The organism is Actinomyces glycerinitolerans (assembly GCF_900098745.1).
Classification (GTDB): Bacteria; Actinomycetota; Actinomycetes; order Actinomycetales; family Actinomycetaceae; genus Actinomyces; species Actinomyces glycerinitolerans.
In genome coordinates this window covers 36,664-54,819 of record NZ_FQTT01000002.1, presented here as the reverse complement: position 1 = coordinate 54,819, position 18,156 = coordinate 36,664, and the positions used below count along the sequence as shown (strand labels likewise).

General features: G+C 68.9%; 13 protein-coding genes. 4 read left to right on the top strand and 9 right to left on the bottom strand.

Going from position 1 to position 18,156, the window contains the following annotated elements; genetic code table 11:
* The first annotated feature begins 21 nt into the window (after positions 1-21).
* A complete protein-coding gene (locus ACGLYG10_RS03330) occupies positions 22-1,467 on the top strand; it encodes a GuaB1 family IMP dehydrogenase-related protein (RefSeq protein ID WP_073327914.1) in 1,446 nt (481 codons plus the stop codon).
* Positions 1,468-1,579: 112 nt separating this feature from the next.
* Here the strand turns inward: ACGLYG10_RS03330 and ACGLYG10_RS03325 are convergent, their stop codons facing one another.
* The 9 genes from ACGLYG10_RS03325 to ACGLYG10_RS15780 form a co-directional block, all read right to left on the bottom strand.
* Entirely contained in the window at positions 1,580-2,155 is a 576-nt protein-coding gene (locus tag ACGLYG10_RS03325) for a hypothetical protein (protein ID WP_073327912.1), read from the bottom strand.
* A gap of 400 nt (positions 2,156-2,555) precedes the next feature.
* The gene (locus tag ACGLYG10_RS03320; RefSeq protein ID WP_073327911.1) at positions 2,556-3,410 is read right to left on the bottom strand and encodes a hypothetical protein; all 855 of its coding nucleotides are present in this window, start codon (positions 3,408-3,410) and stop codon (positions 2,556-2,558) included.
* 66 nt (positions 3,411-3,476) lie between these two features.
* Positions 3,477-4,184: a hypothetical protein gene (locus tag ACGLYG10_RS03315; RefSeq protein ID WP_139240776.1), complete on the bottom strand. Its 708-nt coding sequence runs from the start codon at positions 4,182-4,184 to the stop codon at positions 3,477-3,479.
* 170 nt (positions 4,185-4,354) lie between these two features.
* The gene (locus tag ACGLYG10_RS03310; RefSeq protein WP_073327908.1) at positions 4,355-5,545 is read right to left on the bottom strand and encodes a hypothetical protein; all 1,191 of its coding nucleotides are present in this window, start codon (positions 5,543-5,545) and stop codon (positions 4,355-4,357) included.
* Positions 5,542-5,835 carry a hypothetical protein gene (locus ACGLYG10_RS03305; RefSeq protein WP_073327906.1) on the bottom strand — a complete coding sequence of 98 codons (294 nt, stop codon included), beginning with the start codon at positions 5,833-5,835 and terminating at the stop codon, positions 5,542-5,544. Before ACGLYG10_RS03305 ends, ACGLYG10_RS03310 begins: the two co-directional genes overlap by 4 nt.
* On the bottom strand, positions 5,832-6,314 hold the full coding sequence (locus tag ACGLYG10_RS16510) for an SAV_915 family protein (protein ID WP_244542552.1): 483 nt from the start codon (positions 6,312-6,314) through the stop codon (positions 5,832-5,834). The genes ACGLYG10_RS03305 and ACGLYG10_RS16510 overlap by 4 nt, the downstream gene beginning before the upstream one ends.
* Positions 6,315-6,411: 97 nt before the next feature.
* On the bottom strand, positions 6,412-7,638 hold the full coding sequence (locus ACGLYG10_RS03295; RefSeq protein WP_083565440.1) for a PLP-dependent transferase: 1,227 nt from the start codon (positions 7,636-7,638) through the stop codon (positions 6,412-6,414).
* 101 nt (positions 7,639-7,739) lie between these two features.
* Positions 7,740-9,131, bottom strand: coding sequence for a MalY/PatB family protein (locus ACGLYG10_RS03290; RefSeq protein ID WP_083565438.1), 1,392 nt, complete (start codon positions 9,129-9,131; stop codon positions 7,740-7,742).
* Positions 9,132-9,524: 393 nt separating this feature from the next.
* Positions 9,525-10,394, bottom strand: a complete 870-nt coding sequence (locus ACGLYG10_RS15780) for a TetR/AcrR family transcriptional regulator (RefSeq protein ID WP_073327905.1) — start codon at positions 10,392-10,394, stop codon at positions 9,525-9,527.
* Between the two features lie 204 nt (positions 10,395-10,598).
* On the opposite strand from ACGLYG10_RS15780, the gene ACGLYG10_RS03280 reads away from it, so the two are divergent.
* From ACGLYG10_RS03280 to ACGLYG10_RS03270, 3 genes are all read left to right on the top strand, one after another.
* Positions 10,599-13,517 (top strand): YhgE/Pip domain-containing protein, encoded by a 2,919-nt coding sequence (locus tag ACGLYG10_RS03280; protein ID WP_073327903.1) that lies wholly within the window; start codon positions 10,599-10,601, stop codon positions 13,515-13,517.
* A 213-nt stretch (positions 13,518-13,730) separates the two neighbouring features.
* Positions 13,731-15,665 (top strand): ABC transporter transmembrane domain-containing protein, encoded by a 1,935-nt coding sequence (locus ACGLYG10_RS03275; protein WP_073327901.1) that lies wholly within the window; start codon positions 13,731-13,733, stop codon positions 15,663-15,665.
* Positions 15,662-17,419, top strand: a complete 1,758-nt coding sequence (locus tag ACGLYG10_RS03270) for an ABC transporter ATP-binding protein (RefSeq protein WP_073327900.1) — start codon at positions 15,662-15,664, stop codon at positions 17,417-17,419. The genes ACGLYG10_RS03275 and ACGLYG10_RS03270 overlap by 4 nt, the downstream gene beginning before the upstream one ends.
* Positions 17,420-18,156 lie beyond the last annotated feature (737 nt).

The window sequence follows — 18,156 nt, the reverse complement described above, 5'->3', positions numbered from 1 at the left end:
GCTGCGCCGTAGAATCCTTAAGTGAAGTTCCTCAACGGCATGCAGCCCACCTTCGACCTGACGTACGACGACGTATTCATGGTCCCCTCCCGCTCCGCCGTGGGTTCACGCACGGGCGTGGATCTGACCACCGACGACGCCAGCGGCACCACCATCCCGCTGGTGGTGTCCAACATGACCGCCGTGGCCGGCAAGCGCATGGCGGAGACCGTCGCCCGCCGCGGCGGCATCGCCATCATCCCGCAGGACATTCCCGCCGACGTCGTCATCGACACGGTCGCCCAGGTCAAGGCCTCCCACCTCGTCTACGACACCCCGGTGACGGTCAAGCCGCACCACACCTGCGGCTACGCCCTTGGCCTGATTCCCAAACGTGCCCATGGCGCCGCCGTCGTCGTCGACGGCGAAACCAACGCCCCGATCGGCATGGTGGACATGCGTGACGTGAGCGGCGTCGACCGCTTCACCCAGGTGCGGCGGGTGATGAGCACCGAGCTGGTCACCCTGCCGGAGGGGATCGACCCGCGTGAGGCCTTCGACCGGCTCAAGGCCGCCCGCCGCACCCTGGCGCCGGTGGTGGGGGCCGACGGCGGCCTGGTCGGCCTGCTCACCCGCTCCGGGGCCGTGCGCTCCACCATCTACCGGCCCGCCGTCGACGCCGCCGGCCACCTGCGCGTGGGTGCCGCCATCGGCATGAACGGCGACCCGGCTCGCCGCGCGGCCGAACTCGTGGCGGCCGGGGTGGACGTGATCGTCGTCGACACCGCCCACGGGCACCAGGACCGCATGGTGGAGGTGGTCCGGGCCGTGCGCGCCGCCCTGCCCGGCGCCTTCCCGATCGTCGCCGGCAACGTGGTCACCGCGGCCGGCGTGCGCGACCTGGTCGACGCCGGCGCCTCCATCGTCAAGGTGGGGGTGGGGCCGGGCGCCATGTGCACCACCCGCATGCAGACCGGCGTGGGCCGCCCCCAGTTCTCCGCCGTCCTGGAGTGCAGCCGGGAGGCGGCGTGCCTGGGCGCGCACGTGTGGGCCGACGGCGGGGTGCGCCACCCGCGCGACGTCGCCCTGGCGCTCGCGGCGGGCGCCTCCAACGTGATGATCGGCTCCTGGTTCGCCGGCACCCACGAGTCCCCGGGTGACCTGCAGTACGACGCCGACGGGCGCGCCTACAAGGAGAGCTTCGGCATGGCCTCGGCCCGGGCGGTGGCGGACCGCACTGAGGGGGAGGACGCCTTCGACCGCGCCCGCAAGGGGCTGTTCGAGGAGGGCATCAGCGCCGGCCGCATGTACCTCGATCCCGAGCGCCCCGGCGTGGAGGACCTGATCGACTCCATCGTGGCGGGCGTGCGCAGCTCCTTCACCTACGCCGGCGCGGCCTCCATCCCGGAGTTCCGCGAGCGGGCGATCGTCGGCATCCAGTCGGCCTCCGGCTACCGCGAGGGCGCCCCGGTGCCGGTCAGCTGGTAGCTGCCAACCAGACCCACCCCAACCCGACCCGCCCCGCCCGCCGAGGTCGGTTGATCTTACGTGCCGAGGGCGGTCGATATGACAGCCGACGGGGCGGATCGTTATGCACGGTTCACTCACGGTGGTGGTGTGGGTATCTGGGCGGTTGTTGGGGTAGCTGTTGCTCGACTACCTGGACGGTGTTGTGCATGAGGAGTTTGACGTGGTTGAGGCCTTCGGGGGTGGTGAGTTCGTAGCGGAGGTTGATGTGTTTGGTGTAGAACTGGATGACGCGGGCGAGTTGTCTGCCGCTGATGTTGAGGTGTTTGAGTGGGATCACGAACTCCAGGCGTTTGCTTGTGACTATGTCTAGTGCGTAGTGGCGTATGACCATTGCCTTCGGGAAGGTGGTCCATGGGATGCGGCACCTGTAGGGTTCGTTGGGCCAGGCGAGTATGCCCTCGGGTTGTAGCAGTATTGCGGGGCGGGTGCGCGGCTTCCGCGGTTCGTCAAGTAGGCCGAATACCAGTATTGCCAACGAGCTGATCGCGGCCACGGATGATCCGATTGAGCCTGGGATTCGATAAGGGACGAACCATGGGATTGCGAGGGTGATCAGGCAGCCGGCGATCATGATTGAGTTCGGTAGGTTCATGCAGGCCCGGCTGTGCCAGGACTTGATCGATGTGAGTTCCACGCCCTCGGGCACGGATCGCCACTCATGATGAGCGTACAGGTGATCGGATCGCTCGGACAGTATTGAAATACAGGACGTCAGGCAATAAAGAGTACTGACACCCGAAAACACGGCGAGGGTGAATGCTCTGGCTAGACTCGCGGCCATCCAAGCCGAGAGAATGCCAAGTGCCGCACATACCGCATGTGCCCGTAGCCATCTGTCGTTCTGGTGGTCGACCTGGTCAAAGGTCAGAACTGTTGAATATCGGTAGCGCTGCTTACCGCGAAGAACGCCTTCGACGGCCGGCTTACGTGGTCTCATGTGCTTATCTTTCGCGTGTCCAACTGTCAGTTGTCAACGGGAATAGTGTGTACGTAGATGATCTCCGGGGGTAGCTGCCGTGGTCTAACTGACATTGTGGTGCATTGGTTCACTTGCGGTGTCTGCGTGGGCGTCTGGGCGCCGGTGGGGGTAGTTGCTGTTCGACTTCCTGGACGGTGTGTTGCATGAGGAATTTGACGCGTTCGAGGCCTTCGGGTTTGGCGAGTTCGTGGCGGAGGGACGCGTGGGTGCTGTAGAATTCCAGGACGCGGCTGATCTGGGCGCAGCCGGGGTATAGATAGCTGACCGGGAAGATGATGGTGTATCGGTCGCGCGTGGTGATCAGCAATGTCCCGTTCTGTACACCGGCCTCCCGCGGGCGCTCGTTCCAGGGGATCCAGGCCTCGTAGCGCTGGCCTGGCAATAGGTGTATGCCGTTGCAGCTTAGGATGATGGCGGGACCGGTGGGCAGTCCGAACGGTCGTCGACTCAGTCCGGAGATCACTGCATGAAGTATCAGCAGTGCGACGGCACTGCTGCCGACGCCGCCGATCCGTTCCTGGGGGATGAACCATGGCAGCACCGCACCGACGCCGATACCGACAATCGAGATTGTGGTTGCGAACCAGTCATAGGCGAGCAGGTGCCATGAGGGCCTGATCACGATGCCGGAGTCGTCCCGGTACCAGTGCTCGTAGGCACTGCGGCGCAGCATTGACTTGTCCTCCAGCTGCGCAGCGGCCATGGCGGAGGAGACCGCCAGGGCGGCGAAGACTACGCCGAGTGCGAATGCGGAGACTGCGAAGAAGAACCAGGCGCTAAGGATGTAGAGCAGTGTGATGGCCAGCGTGGAACGGAGACCCTTACCGTAGACGTCATCGGCGTCATCACAGCTGACGATCTTCGCGCGTGCTTCCTCTGTGGTGCGTTCTGCGCGATGACGCACTATGTGCAGCCAGCTCATAACCGCGCCCGTGCCCCCTGGCGACGCGTTGGCTGATGTGAAGCTGGAGTCATATGGCGCATTGGTTCACTTGCGGTGTCTGCGTGGTCGTTTGGGTGTCGGTGGGGGTAGTTGTTGCTCGACTTCCCATACGGGGTGTTGCATGAGGGATTTGACGCGTTCGAGGCCCTCGGGTTTGGCGAGTTCGTGGCGTAGGCGGCGGTGGCGGGCGTAGAATTCTACGACGCGGCGTAGCTGGTTGTATTCCATGGGGAGGCTTCCCATGGGGAACTCGCGGTCGTGGAGGTAACAGGTGATGACGGCGTTGGCGGTGGTGGTTAGGAGCAGCTGGTAGGCGACCACCTTGGTGACCTGTGGCCGGTGCTCCCAGTAGATGAAGGTCTCATGGCGGGTACCGGGCCAAACGTGGATGCCGTCGTGAGTGAGGGCCAGTGCCGGGCTGGGGCGCAGAGTGAAAGGAGTCTTACGCCAGGACGCGGTGGCCAGTGCGATGAACAGCGAGGCGAAGAATACGGTGCCCCGCATGGTGGAGCCGATCGGTGTCTGGGTGAGCCGCACGAACCACACCAGGCCAATGCCCACAACGCCTGCCAGGAACACCATGCCGAAGAACACGTACTCGGCTATGGCGATGCTCCGGTCTGGGAAGAACAGTGTGGCGCCCTCGGTATGCCGCCAGTACTCGTGCGCCCGCCGCAACGCCCACCGATGATCGACCGCAACCGGAATGTGCAATGCGATTGCCAAACCGGCGAGTCCAAATACGATGCTCAAGGCCACATTATTATGCCATGCCGTCATCATCCATGAGAGGAGCAGTAGCGCCGCCAAGGTAAATGCCTCCCACCAGGGAGCCTTGGTTCTGTCTATGTCTGCCTGATCGCAGGTGATGACGCGAGGATACTTCCGGCGTCGCAGCCAACCGGAGGCATTACTGGCAGAACTCATCCGAAGATCCGGTTCCACTGGTCGGAGACCCAGTCGGTCGCGTCATCCACGCGGTCCGCACCCCAGTCCCAGAGGTCATTGAGACCTTCGTCTATCTTCCCGCGAATCTCCAATGGCACATAGTTATTGTAGGCGTAACCTACGCCAGTTGCGACGACTGCCGGGACTGCAATTGTGGCTAATATTGATGCGCTAGCAGGCAGGAGCACTACGGCCGCCGCCGAAGCGGCGGCCGGGAGCAGTACCTCGGACGGCGAGTCTCCTGTCGCTAGCTCAATGCCAATGAATCCGAGAGTGATGGAGACGCCGACGCCTTTGGCTACCTTCTTCCCGGTTTTGGCTACTTGCTCGGCAGCGTCAGCCTTAGGGGAACGGCCCAGGTTTCTGTCTACGGCGTCCTGACTGGGCGGCTTGTTGCCGGATCTGACAGCGGGGTTGCCTGAGCGCTCGATCGCCTTCGCGGTCGCCGCTGCGACGGCGGCGTCGTACAGCGCGGTGGCCTTGTTGTAGTAGACGTTTTGCGTTCCTGCTTCGAATCCTTCGCCGATGGCGTTCTCCACCATCTCCTTGACCCCGTCCATGAGGACGTTGTCCAATGCGTCGGACTCTGCGGTGACGAGGTGCTCGGTGATCCAGTCGTCGAGTTCGTCAAAGGTGTCCTGGACGTCCTCGCTGACCTCGTCGAAGAGGGCCTTCTTGGTCTGATAGTCCTCGTAGGCGTCGTTCGCGGTCGTCCACTCCTGCTTCTCGGCTGCGGTGGCGCCATCTCCCAGGTCGGCGGGCTTGGACACCGGGGTCGGTGCCACAATGACGTTGCCTACGACTGTCAGACCTCCTGCTATCGCGGTCTCGCGGTGCTCGGCCATGTCATCCTTGCGCCAACCCAGCTGGTCGGCGAAGGACCTAATGACGTCTACAGCGTTCTTCGCGCGATCGTAGGCATTGCCGCAGGCGTCATACAGGTCGTTCGAATACGCAACCACCGCGCTAGCAAGCTCTCCCGACAGGTCTGCGTTGGTGAGCGTGGCAGCGTTGCTGAACATGGTGCGCGCGTCACAGAACCCGTCCTGCAGCAGCTTTAGCCAGTCGGCGGAGCTGTCGACCGACTCCACACTCCCGGGGATCGTGGTGTCGATCTGGGCGGTGCAGACTCCGTCTCCGTTATCGACAGGGAAACCCGTGCTCATGGCATGTCCTCCTCCATGTCGCGGAAGGTCTGTGCGACGTCGTCGTCGGCACCGGAAACCAGGTTGATGGCGCTCTTCATGTTGGTGTAGCCGAGTTCAGCAGCCAAAGCCAGCGTGCCGGCGTCCTGCGCGAGCTGGGAGATCATGCTGGTGATGTACGTGCTGCCGTCTCCGGCGTCCACCGAGTAGGGCATGGTCGGCGCGTTGGCCTCCAGGTCGTCCTGGGCAGTTGCAAACCTTGCCGCAATGTCGATCGCGGAGTCGTACTCGAACCGGAACTCTTCGCTCATCGCGCCGACCTCCGATCCGTGTTCACCGCCGTGCGCCAGAGCTCCTTTGGCACCGGCAAGTCCAGGTAGATGACGTCGTAGTGCTCCACGACTTCCAGATCACCCAGTCTCTCGGTCGGGTACAGCACCCAGGGCTGGTGTGGCCCCATGCAGTCCGCCAGGCGATCCAGCGCCGTGTAGGCCAGCAGTGCCATGCGCCCGTCGTTCGTCTTGCGCAACTCGATCTCGGCGCCGTAGGTGTTCGGCGCGCCGGTCGAGGGCAGGTAGAGCACGGGCGGGATAACGGGCTTCTTGCCGCGTGGTGCCCGGCCGCCACGCGAGGGCCGTCGATCTGGCCGGTCGGCGGCATGGCGCCCACGACTCGGGGGCAGATACTGCTCGGTGGCCGTAACCGCGGCGGCCTCCCGTTGTCTTTGCTTCCTCTGTGCCAATACTGCTGTGGCCGACATCGGGAAGCTCGGACCTGTGCTGGAATCCATGACGACAGCCTACCCGGCCGTGTTGCTAACCCGTTACCAAACAAGCCTGTGGCCTCGGCCGCACTTGGTGCGTCCGTCAGTGCCCTCGCTGCTCTACTCACGCCGTCGCGTCGGCCAGGTTCAGCGCCTGCTTCAGATCGGCCACCAGATCCTCGGCGTCCTCGATGCCGACGCTCAGCCGCAGCAGCCGGTCCGTCAGCCCGTAGGCGGCGCGGGTGGCCGGCGGCACGTCCGCATGCGTCTGCACGCTCGGGCACGTCACCAGCGACTCCACCCCGCCGAGTGACTCGGCGAAGGTGAACACGCGCACCGCCGCCAGGAATGCGGCCACGTCGACGCCGTCGGCCAGCTCGAAGGACACCATGCCCGAGCGTCCCGGATACAGCACCCGCGTCACCCTCGTGTCGGCGCGCAGGAAGTCGGCCACCTTCCGGGCGTTGGTCTCGTGGCGCTCCATGCGCAGCGACAGCGTCTTCAGTCCGCGCAGCAGCAGGAACGCGTCGAAGGGGCCCAGCGTCGTCCCGGTCGTGTTCGACTGATACTGGAGCCGCTCGCCCAGCGCCGGGTCTTTCACGACGACGGCGCCCGCCATGACGTCGTTGTGCCCGGCCAGGTACTTCGTGGCCGAGTACACGGCCACGTCTGCACCCAACTCCAACGGCCGGCAGATCACCGGCGTGTAGAAGGTGTTGTCGACCGCCAGCAGTGCCCCCGCCGCATGCGCCCAGTCGGCCACCCGCGCAATGTCCAGCTCGGTCATCATCGGGTTGGTGGGTGTCTCAATCAGCACCAGCGCGGCCGACCGCCGCAGCGCCTCCCGCAGGCCGGCCTCGCCGACCACGAAGTCCACCTCGTAGGCGCCGTCGTCGGCCAGATATTTCAGGTACCGGTAGGTGCCGCCGTATAGGTCCTCCAGGGCGACGATCCGCGAGCCGTACGGCGCCAGCGTGGTGACCGTCAGCTGCACCGCCGCCATGCCGGAGGCCAGGGCGAAGCCCGCCGCCCCGCCGTCTAGCCGTGCCAGGGCGTCCTGCAGGACGTCGCGGGTGGGGGAGGCGGTGCGCGTGTAGTCGTAGCCGGTGGAGGCGCCCAGGCCCGGATGCCCGAATGCGGTCGACAGGTGGATCGGCGTCGTAATGGCGCCGGTGACCGGGTCGGTGCCGGTCCCCGCATGCGCCAGCACGGTGTCGAGCCGCCAGGGGCTGGGGGAGTCCGACCACGTGGGGTGGTGCTGGATCGGCGCGGTGCGACACCCGGAATGATCGACGGCGGGGCCGCGCACGGCGTCGGAGGACTGCGTGGGGGTGGAATCGATGACGGGCATAAGAGCTTTCTGGCTGGCTGGGAGTATTTGCGCACTGGGCGCGTTATTGGTGCCGGTCCCGGCTGTCATTAGTGCCGGTCTCGGCGAGGTGGGGCGACGGTTCAGGCGGCGGCGCTGGCGAGCAGACCGTGTACGGCGATCTCCAGGCGATCCAGCGCCTCGTCCAGCGTTGCGCGCGGGCAGGCGATATTCAGCCGGGTGAAGCCGGCACCGCCGGTGCCGAACAGGGCGCCGTCGTCGAGCCACAGGCCGGCCTGATCGGTGATGAAACCGTCCAGCTCCTCCGCCGCCAGGCCCGTGGCCTCCAGCAGACCTGTGCAGTCCAGCCACAGCAGGTAGGTGCCCTCGCATGGCGAGACTTCGACGCCGGGCACCCGCTCCAGGCGGCGGATGACGTGTCGGCGCGCGTACTCGATATGGCGGCGCAGGGCGTCGAGCCAGGCGTCGCCGGACTTGTAGGCCGCCTGGCAGGCCGTCAGTCCCAACACATTCGGCTGGGAGTAGCCGGCGGCGCCAAGGGCCGAGCGGAAGCGGGCGCGCAGGTCGGGATCGGCGATGAGGATGTTGGCCACCTGCAGCCCGGCCAGGTTGAAGGACTTCGACGGCGAGGTGCAGGTGATGGTGCGGGCGGCGGCATCGGCGGACAGGGAGGCGAAGGGGGTGGTGCGGTACCCGGGCAGGGCGAGGTCGGCGTGCACCTCGTCGGAGACCACGAGCACGTCGTGGCGTTCGGCCACCTCGGCCAGCCCCGTCAGTTCGGCGCGGGACCACACTCGGCCCACCGGGTTGTGCGGGTTGCACAGGAGCAGAAGGCGGGCGCCGGTGCTCGTGAGCACGGCCTCCAGCGCGTCCAGGTCGCGCCGGTACACGCCGTCGGCGCCGCGCACCAGCGGGGCCGGGGCGACCACGCGCCCCTGCTGCTCGACCACCTCCCGGAACGGGTAGTAGACGGGCTCCTCAATGACGACGGCGTCGCCCGGCTCGGTCAGGGCGCGCACCGCCGTCGCCAGCGCGGGCACGACTCCCGGAGTGACGACGTTCCAGGCCGGGTCGATGCGCCAGTCGTAGCGGCGGGCGAACCAGGCGGCCAGAGTGGCGTTGTAGGCGGCGTCGGGCTCGGTGTAGCCGAAGATGCCGTGCCGCACCCGCCACAGCAGGGCGTTGACCACGCAGGGCGCCGTGGGATGGTCCATGTCCGCCACCCACAGCGGCAGGACGGCGCTGGGGCGGCCACGCTCGGCGGCGAAGTCCCACTTCAGGCTCGCGGTGCCGGCGCGGTCGTGGACCACGTCGAAGGGGGAGGCGGAGGCGTGCGGGGCGAGGCCGGAGGCATCGGGGACGACGGCGGAAGTCGCGGCGGCGTCGGCCGGCAATGAGACCACGGCTGTGGGCGAGTTGGCGGCCGGAGTCTGGCGCTCCGGAGCGGATGGGTGCCTTGGCGGTTCGGATACGGCGTCGGTGCCGGTCACGACGGCGGGGGCGTAGGTGGTCATGGTGCTTCCTGTAAGGCTTGGGGCTGCCGTCACGTCGGGCGACCCGGGCACGTAACTTCAACCGACCTCGGGGAGGTGGAGTGGACGCGGTGTGCACAGGCCGGTGGCGGCGGTGAATGGAGGATTACCGGGGTTTGAACGCGGGCCGACATAGTCGACGGCCGCGGAGTGCAACGAGCGCCCGCAGGCGGCTCGGACTCTGACCGTTACTCGTGTAAACAGCGACGGCTGGCGCTGTCAGCGCATCTGCATTCGACGCATGCTTTCGGCGCGCGCCATCAGGGCACGGGTCGTGGGCGTCGAAGCGGTCATGGGGTGAGGCTAGCGCCGTTGGTGCGGGGCATGTCAAGGGCGGCCGGGATGCGGTCTCCCGTCTGGGGCGCGCACTAACGGTTAGGCGTCAGCGGTGTGGGTGACCGGCGTCGACAGGCGGGCCAGCAGCGTGGGCAGGGTGCGCACGAGGAAGGCGGTCAGGTCGGGGTCGGCGGCGTTGGCGCCGGTGCTCTCCGACCCGCGGTCGCTGTTGGCGTCGGCGTCGTCGGTCTGAGCGCCACGAGTGCCAGCGGCCTGTGCGTCACCGGGCCTGTGCGCGTCGGGCGCGGCGGACAGGGCCATGCGCATGGAGCGCACGGCGGTAGCCATGATGAGTTCGGTGGTGTCCTCCGGGCTGAGCAGGCAGGCGCGGTTGATCGACGCCAACCCCTCCACCAGCACCCTTACCAGGTGCCGTTTGAAGGCGGCATAGCCCTCGCGCAGCGGGGAGCCCCCGCCATCCGCCTCGGTGCGCGCGATGTAGGCGGCGAACTCGTTTTGCAGTAGGAACACCTCGCGTGAGATCGGCATGGCCCCGAGCAGCCGGGAGGCGAGTTCGGCCAGCCCGGCGGCCAGTTCGGCGTCGGACTCCAGCGTTGGTCCCTCCGTCTGCGTGGACAGCGCGCCGGCGACGGACTCGTCCACGAAGTTGACGATGGAGGTCCACTGCTCCTCGGCCAGGCGCTGCACGAAGTGGTCCATGTCGGTGAAGTTGGAGTAGAAGGCGCCGCGGGTGAAGCCGGCGCGGGAGCAGATGTCGCCCACGGAGGTGCCGCCGATGCCCTTGTCTGCGAACAGTTCCCGGCCGGCGTCCAGCAGCAGTGCCTGAGTCTGGGCGCGTCGCTCGGACGGGGGGACGCCGATGAGCCGACGCACCGCGGCCCGCCGGGCCGACAGGCGCGCGCCGGCGGCCTCGATCAGCTCTTCCGCTTGTTCCCTACTCGCACTCATGTCCAGCTCATCATGTCATTTCGCGTCGCCCTGTGTCATTCACGACATTCGCGACGCCGGCGTCGAGGGTGTTTTCGGCGTCCCCTCGGGGTTTCTCAGGCCGATCCTCGGCGTCCAGCCAGACAGGCATGATACAGGTCTGTATTGAAGGCGTCGATACAGATGTGTATCGTCGGTCGGCGGAACTCAGGAGAGGCAACTGAAATGAAGAAGCTCAGCGGCTCGCGCATCGCCAACCTGGTCGTGGTGCTCGCCGTGTCCATCATCCCGCTGCTGTACTCGGGACTGTTGACGCTCGCCTACCAGAACCCCACAAACCGGCTCGGTGACATCAAGGCCGCCGTCGTCAACGAGGACAGCGCCTACACGGCCACGCTCGCCAACGGGGAGACCGAGACCTTCAACCTCGGCGCCGACCTCACGGACGCCCTGACCCATCCGGACGGCGATGAGAACGTCGGCTTCACCTGGGAGCAGATGGACGCCGCCACCGCCGAGGCGGACATGAACACGCAGAAGGTCCGCGCCATCCTCTACATCCCCGCCGACTTCTCCCAGATCGCCTCCCGCGTCGGCTCTGATGACCCCTCCGACGCCGTCACCCAGGAGCTGAAGCTCGTCACCGACGACGGCATCAACTACCTGGCCGGCACCATGGCCGCCACCGTCGCCTCCGAACTCTCCAACCGCCTGGAGCAGCAGGGCTCCGAGCGGGTCCTGTCCACCCTGCTGCTGAGCGTCTCCACCATCCGCGAGGGACTCGTAGAGGCCTCCGACGGCGCCACCGCCCTGGCCACGGGCGCCGCCACCCTGGAGTCGGGTACCGCCGACGCCGCCGACGGTGCCGACCAGCTGGCCGACGGGGCCACCACCCTCACGGTCGGCATGAGCGAGCTGGCCTCCGGCGCCGTCACCCTCTCCGACGGCCTGACCATCCTCGCCACCTCCACGTCAACCGCCGCCTCCGGCTCCCAGCAGCTGGCCGACGGCGTGGCCCGCCTGTCCACCGGAGCGTCATCGGCCGCCTCCGGCGCGAGCACGCTGGCATCCGGCGCGGGCACCCTGGCCGACGGCACCTCCACGCTGGCCTCGGGTGCCGCCACGGTCGACTCGGGCGCGGGACAGGTGGCCGCGGGCGCATCCTCCGCCTCGTCGGGCGCCACCAGCCTGTCCGCCGGCGCCACCAGCCTGTCCACCGGCGCTACCACCCTGTCCACCGGCGTGAACACCTACGTAGACAGTGTGGACCAGGCCTACACGACGCTGAAGGACCAACTCGACCCCGGCGCCCAAGACCTGGCGTCGGGCCTGAACCAGCTGTCCGCCGGCGTCGGCAAGTCCACCGACTCCTACGCCAGCGGCGAGGAGAGCCAGCGGACCCTTTACGGAGCCGCCAATGACCTGGCGACGGGCGCCCAGAGCGCGGTCAACGGGATCGGGTCGTCAACCGACTCGGCCGCGGCCGGCCAGGCGACCCTGTACGGCGCCGTCAACGACTACACCGGCGGCGTGTCCACCGCCCAGGCAGGGGCCGGGCAGGTCGCCACCGCGCTCGCGGGCGCCTATCAGCAGTGCGTCGCCGACCACGGTGAGACCGACGCGACCTGCCAGGCGATCGCGCAGGCCGCAGGCGGGCTCGGTACCACCGAGGACACGGCCCAGTCCGGCACCGTGCTGGGCGGCCTCAACACCCTGGCCGCCTCCAGTGCGGGCGTGACCGGCGCCGTCGGCCAGGTCGCCACCGGAGCGGAGCAGCTCTCCTCCGGCGCGACCCAACTGCAGGGCTCCGTCGGTGCCGTCGCCACCGGGGCGGCGGATGCGTCCTCCGGCGCCACCACGCTGTCCGGAGGACTGGGGTCCGCCACCGACGTGTACAACCCCGCCACCGGCGAAGACCGCAGCCTCACCGGGGTGCTGGCCGCACTGTCCTCCCAGGGCCCGATGTTGACCTCCGGCGCCACCTCCGTCAGCGACGGCGCCTCCCAACTCGCCACCGGCTCCAGCGACCTGTCCACCGGTCTGAACACCCTGTCCACCGGGGCCAACAGTCTCTCCGCCGGCACCTCCCAGCTCGCCACCGGCGCGAACTCGGTCAACTCCGGCGCGCAGACCCTGTCCAGCGGTGCCGACACCCTGTCCAGCGGCCTGAACACGCTGTCCTCCGGCGCTTCCACGGCCGCCACCTCCTCCCAGACCCTTGCCGACGGCCTCGCCCGGCTCTCTGCCGGCGCCGACACCGCCGCCACCGGTGCGGACACCCTGTCCAGCGGCCTGGGCGCTGCCTATTCCGGCTCCGTCACCCTGTCCGACGGCGCCACCAACCTCAGTGATGGCCTGGATCAGCTCCAGAACGGCTCCACCGAGCTGTCCGACGGCGCCGACGCCCTCAGCGAGGGCCTGGAAGACGGCGTCGACCAGATCCCCGACTACACCGCGGCCCAGCGCCAGACCATGACCGACGTGGCCGCCGACGCCGCCGACGTGGATGCGGTGCGCGACAACCCCGTGGCGAACAACGGCGCCGGCTTCACCCCGATGTTCATGAGCCTGGCACTGTGGGTCGGCGCCATCGCCCTGTTCCTGGTGCTGCCCGCCCTGGACAAGCGCGACCATGGCGAGCGCTGGTACGCCGCAGCTATCCGGCCCGCCACTACCGCCGCCCTGCTCGCCGTCGCCCAGGCCGTGGTCATGATGGTTGCGGTCAATGCCGCGGGCGAGATTCACGCCGCCAACCTGGTGGGCCTGTGCGCCATGGCGATCGCCGCGTCGCTGACCTTCGTCGCCGTCAACCAGGCCTGCGTAGCCACGCTCGCCTTCCGCGGCCGCTTCGTGTCCATCATCCTGCTCAGCCTGCAAATCACCTCCATGGGCGCGACCTTCCCGATCGAGACCACGCCGCGCTTCTTCCAGTGGATCCACCCCTACCTGCCGATGAGCTACACCCAGCTCGCCTTCCGGCGACTGATCGCCGGCGGCGGCGTGGACGGGATCTACCTCAAGACCCTGGCGGTCCTGGCCGTCTGGGCGCTGATCGCCTGGGCCTTCATCCTGCTGGGCGCCCGCCTGCGCCGCGGCCCCAAGCCGCTGCCGGCGGACAACGCCCTCGCACCCACCGCGGCCTGACCTGGTCCCGCCGCTGCGGTGGTCCGCTGTGGCCGGCCCCCAAGGCACCCGAATTCGCCCTGATACGAGCTTTTGCACCCTGGTGTACGCCTAATCGCCGCACACCAGGGTGCAAAAGCTCGTAGTAGAAGGCAGATGTTCGTTGTAGCCGGGACCGGCGGGAGCGCATTCCTTGTGACCCGGCCGCGGCCGGGTCACATAGGCTAGGAGATCGTGTCGATCCCCGTTGCCCGCGCCCCGCGGCGGTGGCCCGCCTTCCTGTCGGTGCAGACGACGCCGCCCCCGGAGCTGCCCGCCACCCCGGGCGGGCTGCTGCGCGCCGTGACCCGCATGAGCGTGCCCGCGATCGCCCTCGGCGTCGTGGTCTCCACGGCCTCCTACCTCGCGCAGGCGCTGATCCCGCTGGCACTGGGCGACCTGCTCGACGCCGGTCTCGAGGCCGGACTCACCGCCCGCCTGCTGCCCGGGTTGGCTGCGCTGACCGGACTGGGACTGCTCGGCTCGCTCGCCGCTGGCCTGGAGGACGCCACCGGCATGGGCGCCTGGGTCGGCGCCTGGAAGCCGGCCATGCGTGGTGCCGCCCACCGCCTGGGCCTGCGCTCGCGAGCCGTCACCCGCCGCATCGCCAGCGGGGACGTGATCGCCACCATCACCGCCGACGCCGACAACATCGGCGCCCTGGTCAGCGTCGTGGTTGTGGGTGTGCTCATGCTGCGCACGTCCGCCCCGCTGGGGCTGCTGGTGCTGATCGGTCTGCCGATCGTGTTGGCGTTGGTGGGCGCCTTCATCCGTCCCCTGAACCGGCGCCTGTCCGTGCAGCGCGAAGAACAGGGGCGCCTGTCCACCATCACCACCGACGCCGTGTCCGGCCTGCGCGTGCTGCGCGGCATCGGCGGGGAGGACGTGTACGCCGCCCGCTACGCCGAGGCCTCTCACCGGGTGCGCGACGCCGGCATCCGGGTCGCCTCCACCCAGGCGCTCCTGGCCACCGTCAAGGCCGGCGCCCCCATGGTCTTCACCGCCGTCGTCGTCGGTGCGGGTGCCCGCACGGCCCTGACCGGCACCATCAGCCCGGGCCAACTGGTCACCTTCTACGGCTACACGACCTTCCTGGTCGGGCCGCTGGGCGTGATGGCCGACCTGATCCAGTTCTCCACCCGCGCCTGGGTGGGCGCCCGCAAGGTTGCCCGTATCGAGGCGGTCGAGCCGCTGACCGACGACGCAGGCGTCGTCCCCGGGGCGCGCCTGGACCCGGCCGGCGACCTGACCGACCTGAGTTCCGGCGTGGTGCTGCGCGGCGGACGCATGACCGCCCTGGTCTGCCCCGACCCGGCCCGCGCCGCCGCCCTGGCCCAGCGCCTCGGCCGTGCCGACGACGCCGACGGCCCCGTCGCGCTCGGCGGCACCGACCTGCGCACCGTCCCGCTTAAGGAGGTGCGCCGCACCATCGTCGTCTCCGGCGCCCACGCCGAGGCCTTCGCCGGCACGCTCGCCGAGGAGGTACTCGGCGACGAGATCCCCCTGTCCGGGCCGCGCCCGACCGCCGAGGTCATCCGCTCAGGCGCGGTGGCGGGCGCCCACGGCGACGACGGCCCCGCTGCCGGCGGAGGTGCGGCGCCCCTGACCGCCGCCCAGCGGGAGCGCGCCGAGCAGGCCCTCGCCGTGGCCGCCGCGGGCGACGCCCTGGACTCCCTCGGTGGCCTGGATGGCCAGCTCACCGAGAAGGCCCGCAACGTCTCCGGCGGTCAGCGCCAACGCCTGGCTCTGGCCCGCGCCGTCGCCCGCCACGCCCCCGTGCTGGTGCTGGTAGAGCCCACCAGCGCCCTGGATTCGCACACCGAGGACCTGGTGGCCCGGAGGCTGCAGGAGGAGCGGCGGGGCCTGACCACCGTCGTCGTCACCTCCTCCCCACTGCTGTTGGGACGTTGTGAAGAGGTGGTGCTGCTCGCGCCCGCCGAGGCGTCTGACGGCGGTGCGGTCAGCGCCGTCGTCGACGCCAATGGCGCCGGTGCGGCCGGCCGACGCGGGACTGCGACCCCGGCGGCAGATGTGCATGAGGTCGCTCGCGGTACCCACCACGAGCTGAGCGCTCTGGACGCCTACCGCGCCGTCGTCGAACGCGGTGTAGACACGGGAGGAGAGCCGTGAACCGACGCCTACCCGTGGCCGACGGGGCCGCCGTGCGTCGCCGCGCCGTCGAACTGGTCCGCGAGCACCGCGGCGCGATCGCCGCCGTCACGATCATCCAACTGCTGGCGGCACTGGCCTCCGTGGGCATCCCCCGGGTGCTCGGATCCATGGTCGACCTGGTGACCGGTGCCGTGGACGCCAATACGGCCGGTCGGCTGCAGGGGCTGATCGTCGTCGTCATCGCCCTGGCGGTCGGCAACGCCGCCCTGACCGGCTGCGGCGAGTACCTGGCGCGCGTGCTGGGGGAGCGGGTGTTTGCCGAGCTGCGCGAGCGGCTGGTCGGCTCGGCCATGCACCTGCCGCTGTCGGTGGTCGAGTCCGCCGGCACCGGCGACCTGCTGGGGCGCACGGGCCGGGACCTGGACTCCATTCGCAACGTCGTCCAGCGCGGTGTCAGCCAGATCCTCGTCATTGTGCTCACGCTGCTCACGATCGTGGCCGCCGCGGTGATCACCTCCCCGCAGCTCAGCCCCGCGCTGATCATTCCGCTGTTGACCATCCTGCCCGCGGCGAGTTGGTACCTGCGCTACGCCGTGCCCGCGTACCGGGCCATGAACGCCATGTGGGCCGAGGTCGACGGCGTTGTCGCCGAAACCGCCGACCAGGCGGTCACCGTCGACGCCCACGGCTTGGGGGCGCGCCGCAACCGCATCCTGGACCGGGCCATGATCGAGGTCTGGTCCACCGAGCAGTACGCCCTGTGGCTGCGCATTGTCCTGATCACCGCCCTGGGGCTGGGCTCCTTCGCCCCGGTGATCGCCGTCGTCGCCTGGGGGGCTTGGTTGGCCGGACACGGTGCCGTATCCCTCGGGGCGATCACCACGGTGTCGCTGTACGCCGTTCAGTTGCGCACGCCCGTCTCAGAGATGACCTTCTGGATCGACTCCCTGCAGACGGCGGGCGCCGCCATGTCCCGCATCGTCGGCGTGGAACTGGTCGCTCCCGACCGCCAAGCCACCAGCAGCACGGTCACGGGCCGGCCTCCGCGCGTGTGCGGCGTCTCCTACGCGTACCTGCCCGGACACGACGTGCTGCACGATGTCGACCTGGAGTTGATCCCGGGGGAGCGACTGGCCGTCGTCGGCCCGTCCGGCTCGGGCAAGTCCACGCTCGGCCGCATGCTCGCCGGCATTCACCCGCCCACCCGCGGGCGCGTGACAGTGGGCGACGGCGATGGCGTCGATCTGACCGCGCTCACGGAGGATGCGCTGCACCACGAGGTCGCGCTGGTGACCCAGGAACACCACGTCTTCGCCTGCAGCCTGGCCGACAACCTGCGTCTGGCCCGCACGGACGCCACCGACGCCGAACTGGAGCGCGCCCTGGAGGTCGTCGGTGCCGCCGAGTGGGCGCGGGGGCTGTCCGACGGGCTGGACACCCTCGTCGGCGCCGGCGGAGTGCAGCTGACTCCGGGGCAGGCGCAGCAGGTCGCGCTCGCCCGCATCGTGCTGATGGACCCGGCCACGCTCGTTCTGGACGAGGCCACCAGCCTGCTCGATCCCAGCGTCGCCCGCTCCGCCGAGCGCTCGTTGGACGCCGTCCTGGCCGGTCGCACCGTGGTGGCCATCGCCCACCGACTGGACACGGCTGCCGCCGCCGACCGGGTGGCGGTGGTGATTGACGGGCGGATCGTGGAGCTGGGGCCGCACGCCGAGCTGCTGGCCGCCGGCGGGGAGTACGCCCGCCTGTGGCGCGCCTGGGTCAGCGGCTGAGCGGCGCTCACCCCTCCGGCTGGACCGCCCACGCCCCGGTTGGACCGCCCACGCCCCGTTGGACCGCCCACGCCCCGTTGGACCGCCCACGCCCCGTTGGACCGCTGTAACCGGCGGCTACGGCGGTCCAACGGGGGAACAGGGGTCCAACCGGGGAACAGGGGTCCAACCGGGGAACGGCGGTCCAACTAATGGGCTCAACAGCCACACACCGCCACCCAAGCACTTACACAACAGGACCTAGAACCTCGAAAAGCTCCAGAACGCGTACGTGAGGCGGTATCGGTGGGCGGCCTGAGCACGGGGAGCGGGCTATGTGCAGGCGGCCGGGCCACAGGCGGCGTTACCGATCTCGGCGCGTAACTTTGACCGACCTCGGCGGTAATAAGGATCTTCCGGTTTGAGGGTGTGGTGGTTGGGGTCGGGGCTGCGGTGCGGGTGGTCGTTGTCGGTGGGTGGTGTTGGCTTGCGATGATTCTTCGGGGCCGTTGGGATCATCTGGGTGCTGGACTGGGACTGCCGCCATTGACGACGCACGGCGGTGATCTTGGCGCCCTACTCGACAGGCCCCGGGCGCAGACATGAGCGCCCGGGGTGCGGACCTGGCGTGTTTGCCCGCGCGCCCCGGATGACGGTTCGGCACCTCGCGTGACGGTTCGGCACTGGGCGCCAACGCTTCGGCACTTCCGACGACGGTACGTACCCCTACCGTACGAACCGTCGCAAGACGGTACGAA

What these genes read in the sequence shown, in the direction of transcription:
- ACGLYG10_RS15780 (WP_073327905.1), bottom strand. Translation starts at nt 10,394, where the DNA reads ATGAGTGCGAGTAGGGAACAAGCGGAAGAGCTGATCGAGGCCGCCGGC.
- ACGLYG10_RS03290 (WP_083565438.1), bottom strand. Translation starts at nt 9,131, where the DNA reads ATGACCACCTACGCCCCCGCCGTCGTGACCGGCACCGACGCCGTATCC.
- ACGLYG10_RS03295 (WP_083565440.1), bottom strand. Translation starts at nt 7,638, where the DNA reads ATGCCCGTCATCGATTCCACCCCCACGCAGTCCTCCGACGCCGTGCGC.
- ACGLYG10_RS03310 (WP_073327908.1), bottom strand. Translation starts at nt 5,545, where the DNA reads ATGAGCACGGGTTTCCCTGTCGATAACGGAGACGGAGTCTGCACCGCC.
- ACGLYG10_RS16510 (WP_244542552.1), bottom strand. Translation starts at nt 6,314, where the DNA reads ATGGATTCCAGCACAGGTCCGAGCTTCCCGATGTCGGCCACAGCAGTA.
- ACGLYG10_RS03320 (WP_073327911.1), bottom strand. Translation starts at nt 3,410, where the DNA reads ATGAGCTGGCTGCACATAGTGCGTCATCGCGCAGAACGCACCACAGAG.
- ACGLYG10_RS03280 (WP_073327903.1), top strand. Translation starts at nt 10,599, where the DNA reads ATGAAGAAGCTCAGCGGCTCGCGCATCGCCAACCTGGTCGTGGTGCTC.
- ACGLYG10_RS03305 (WP_073327906.1), bottom strand. Translation starts at nt 5,835, where the DNA reads ATGAGCGAAGAGTTCCGGTTCGAGTACGACTCCGCGATCGACATTGCG.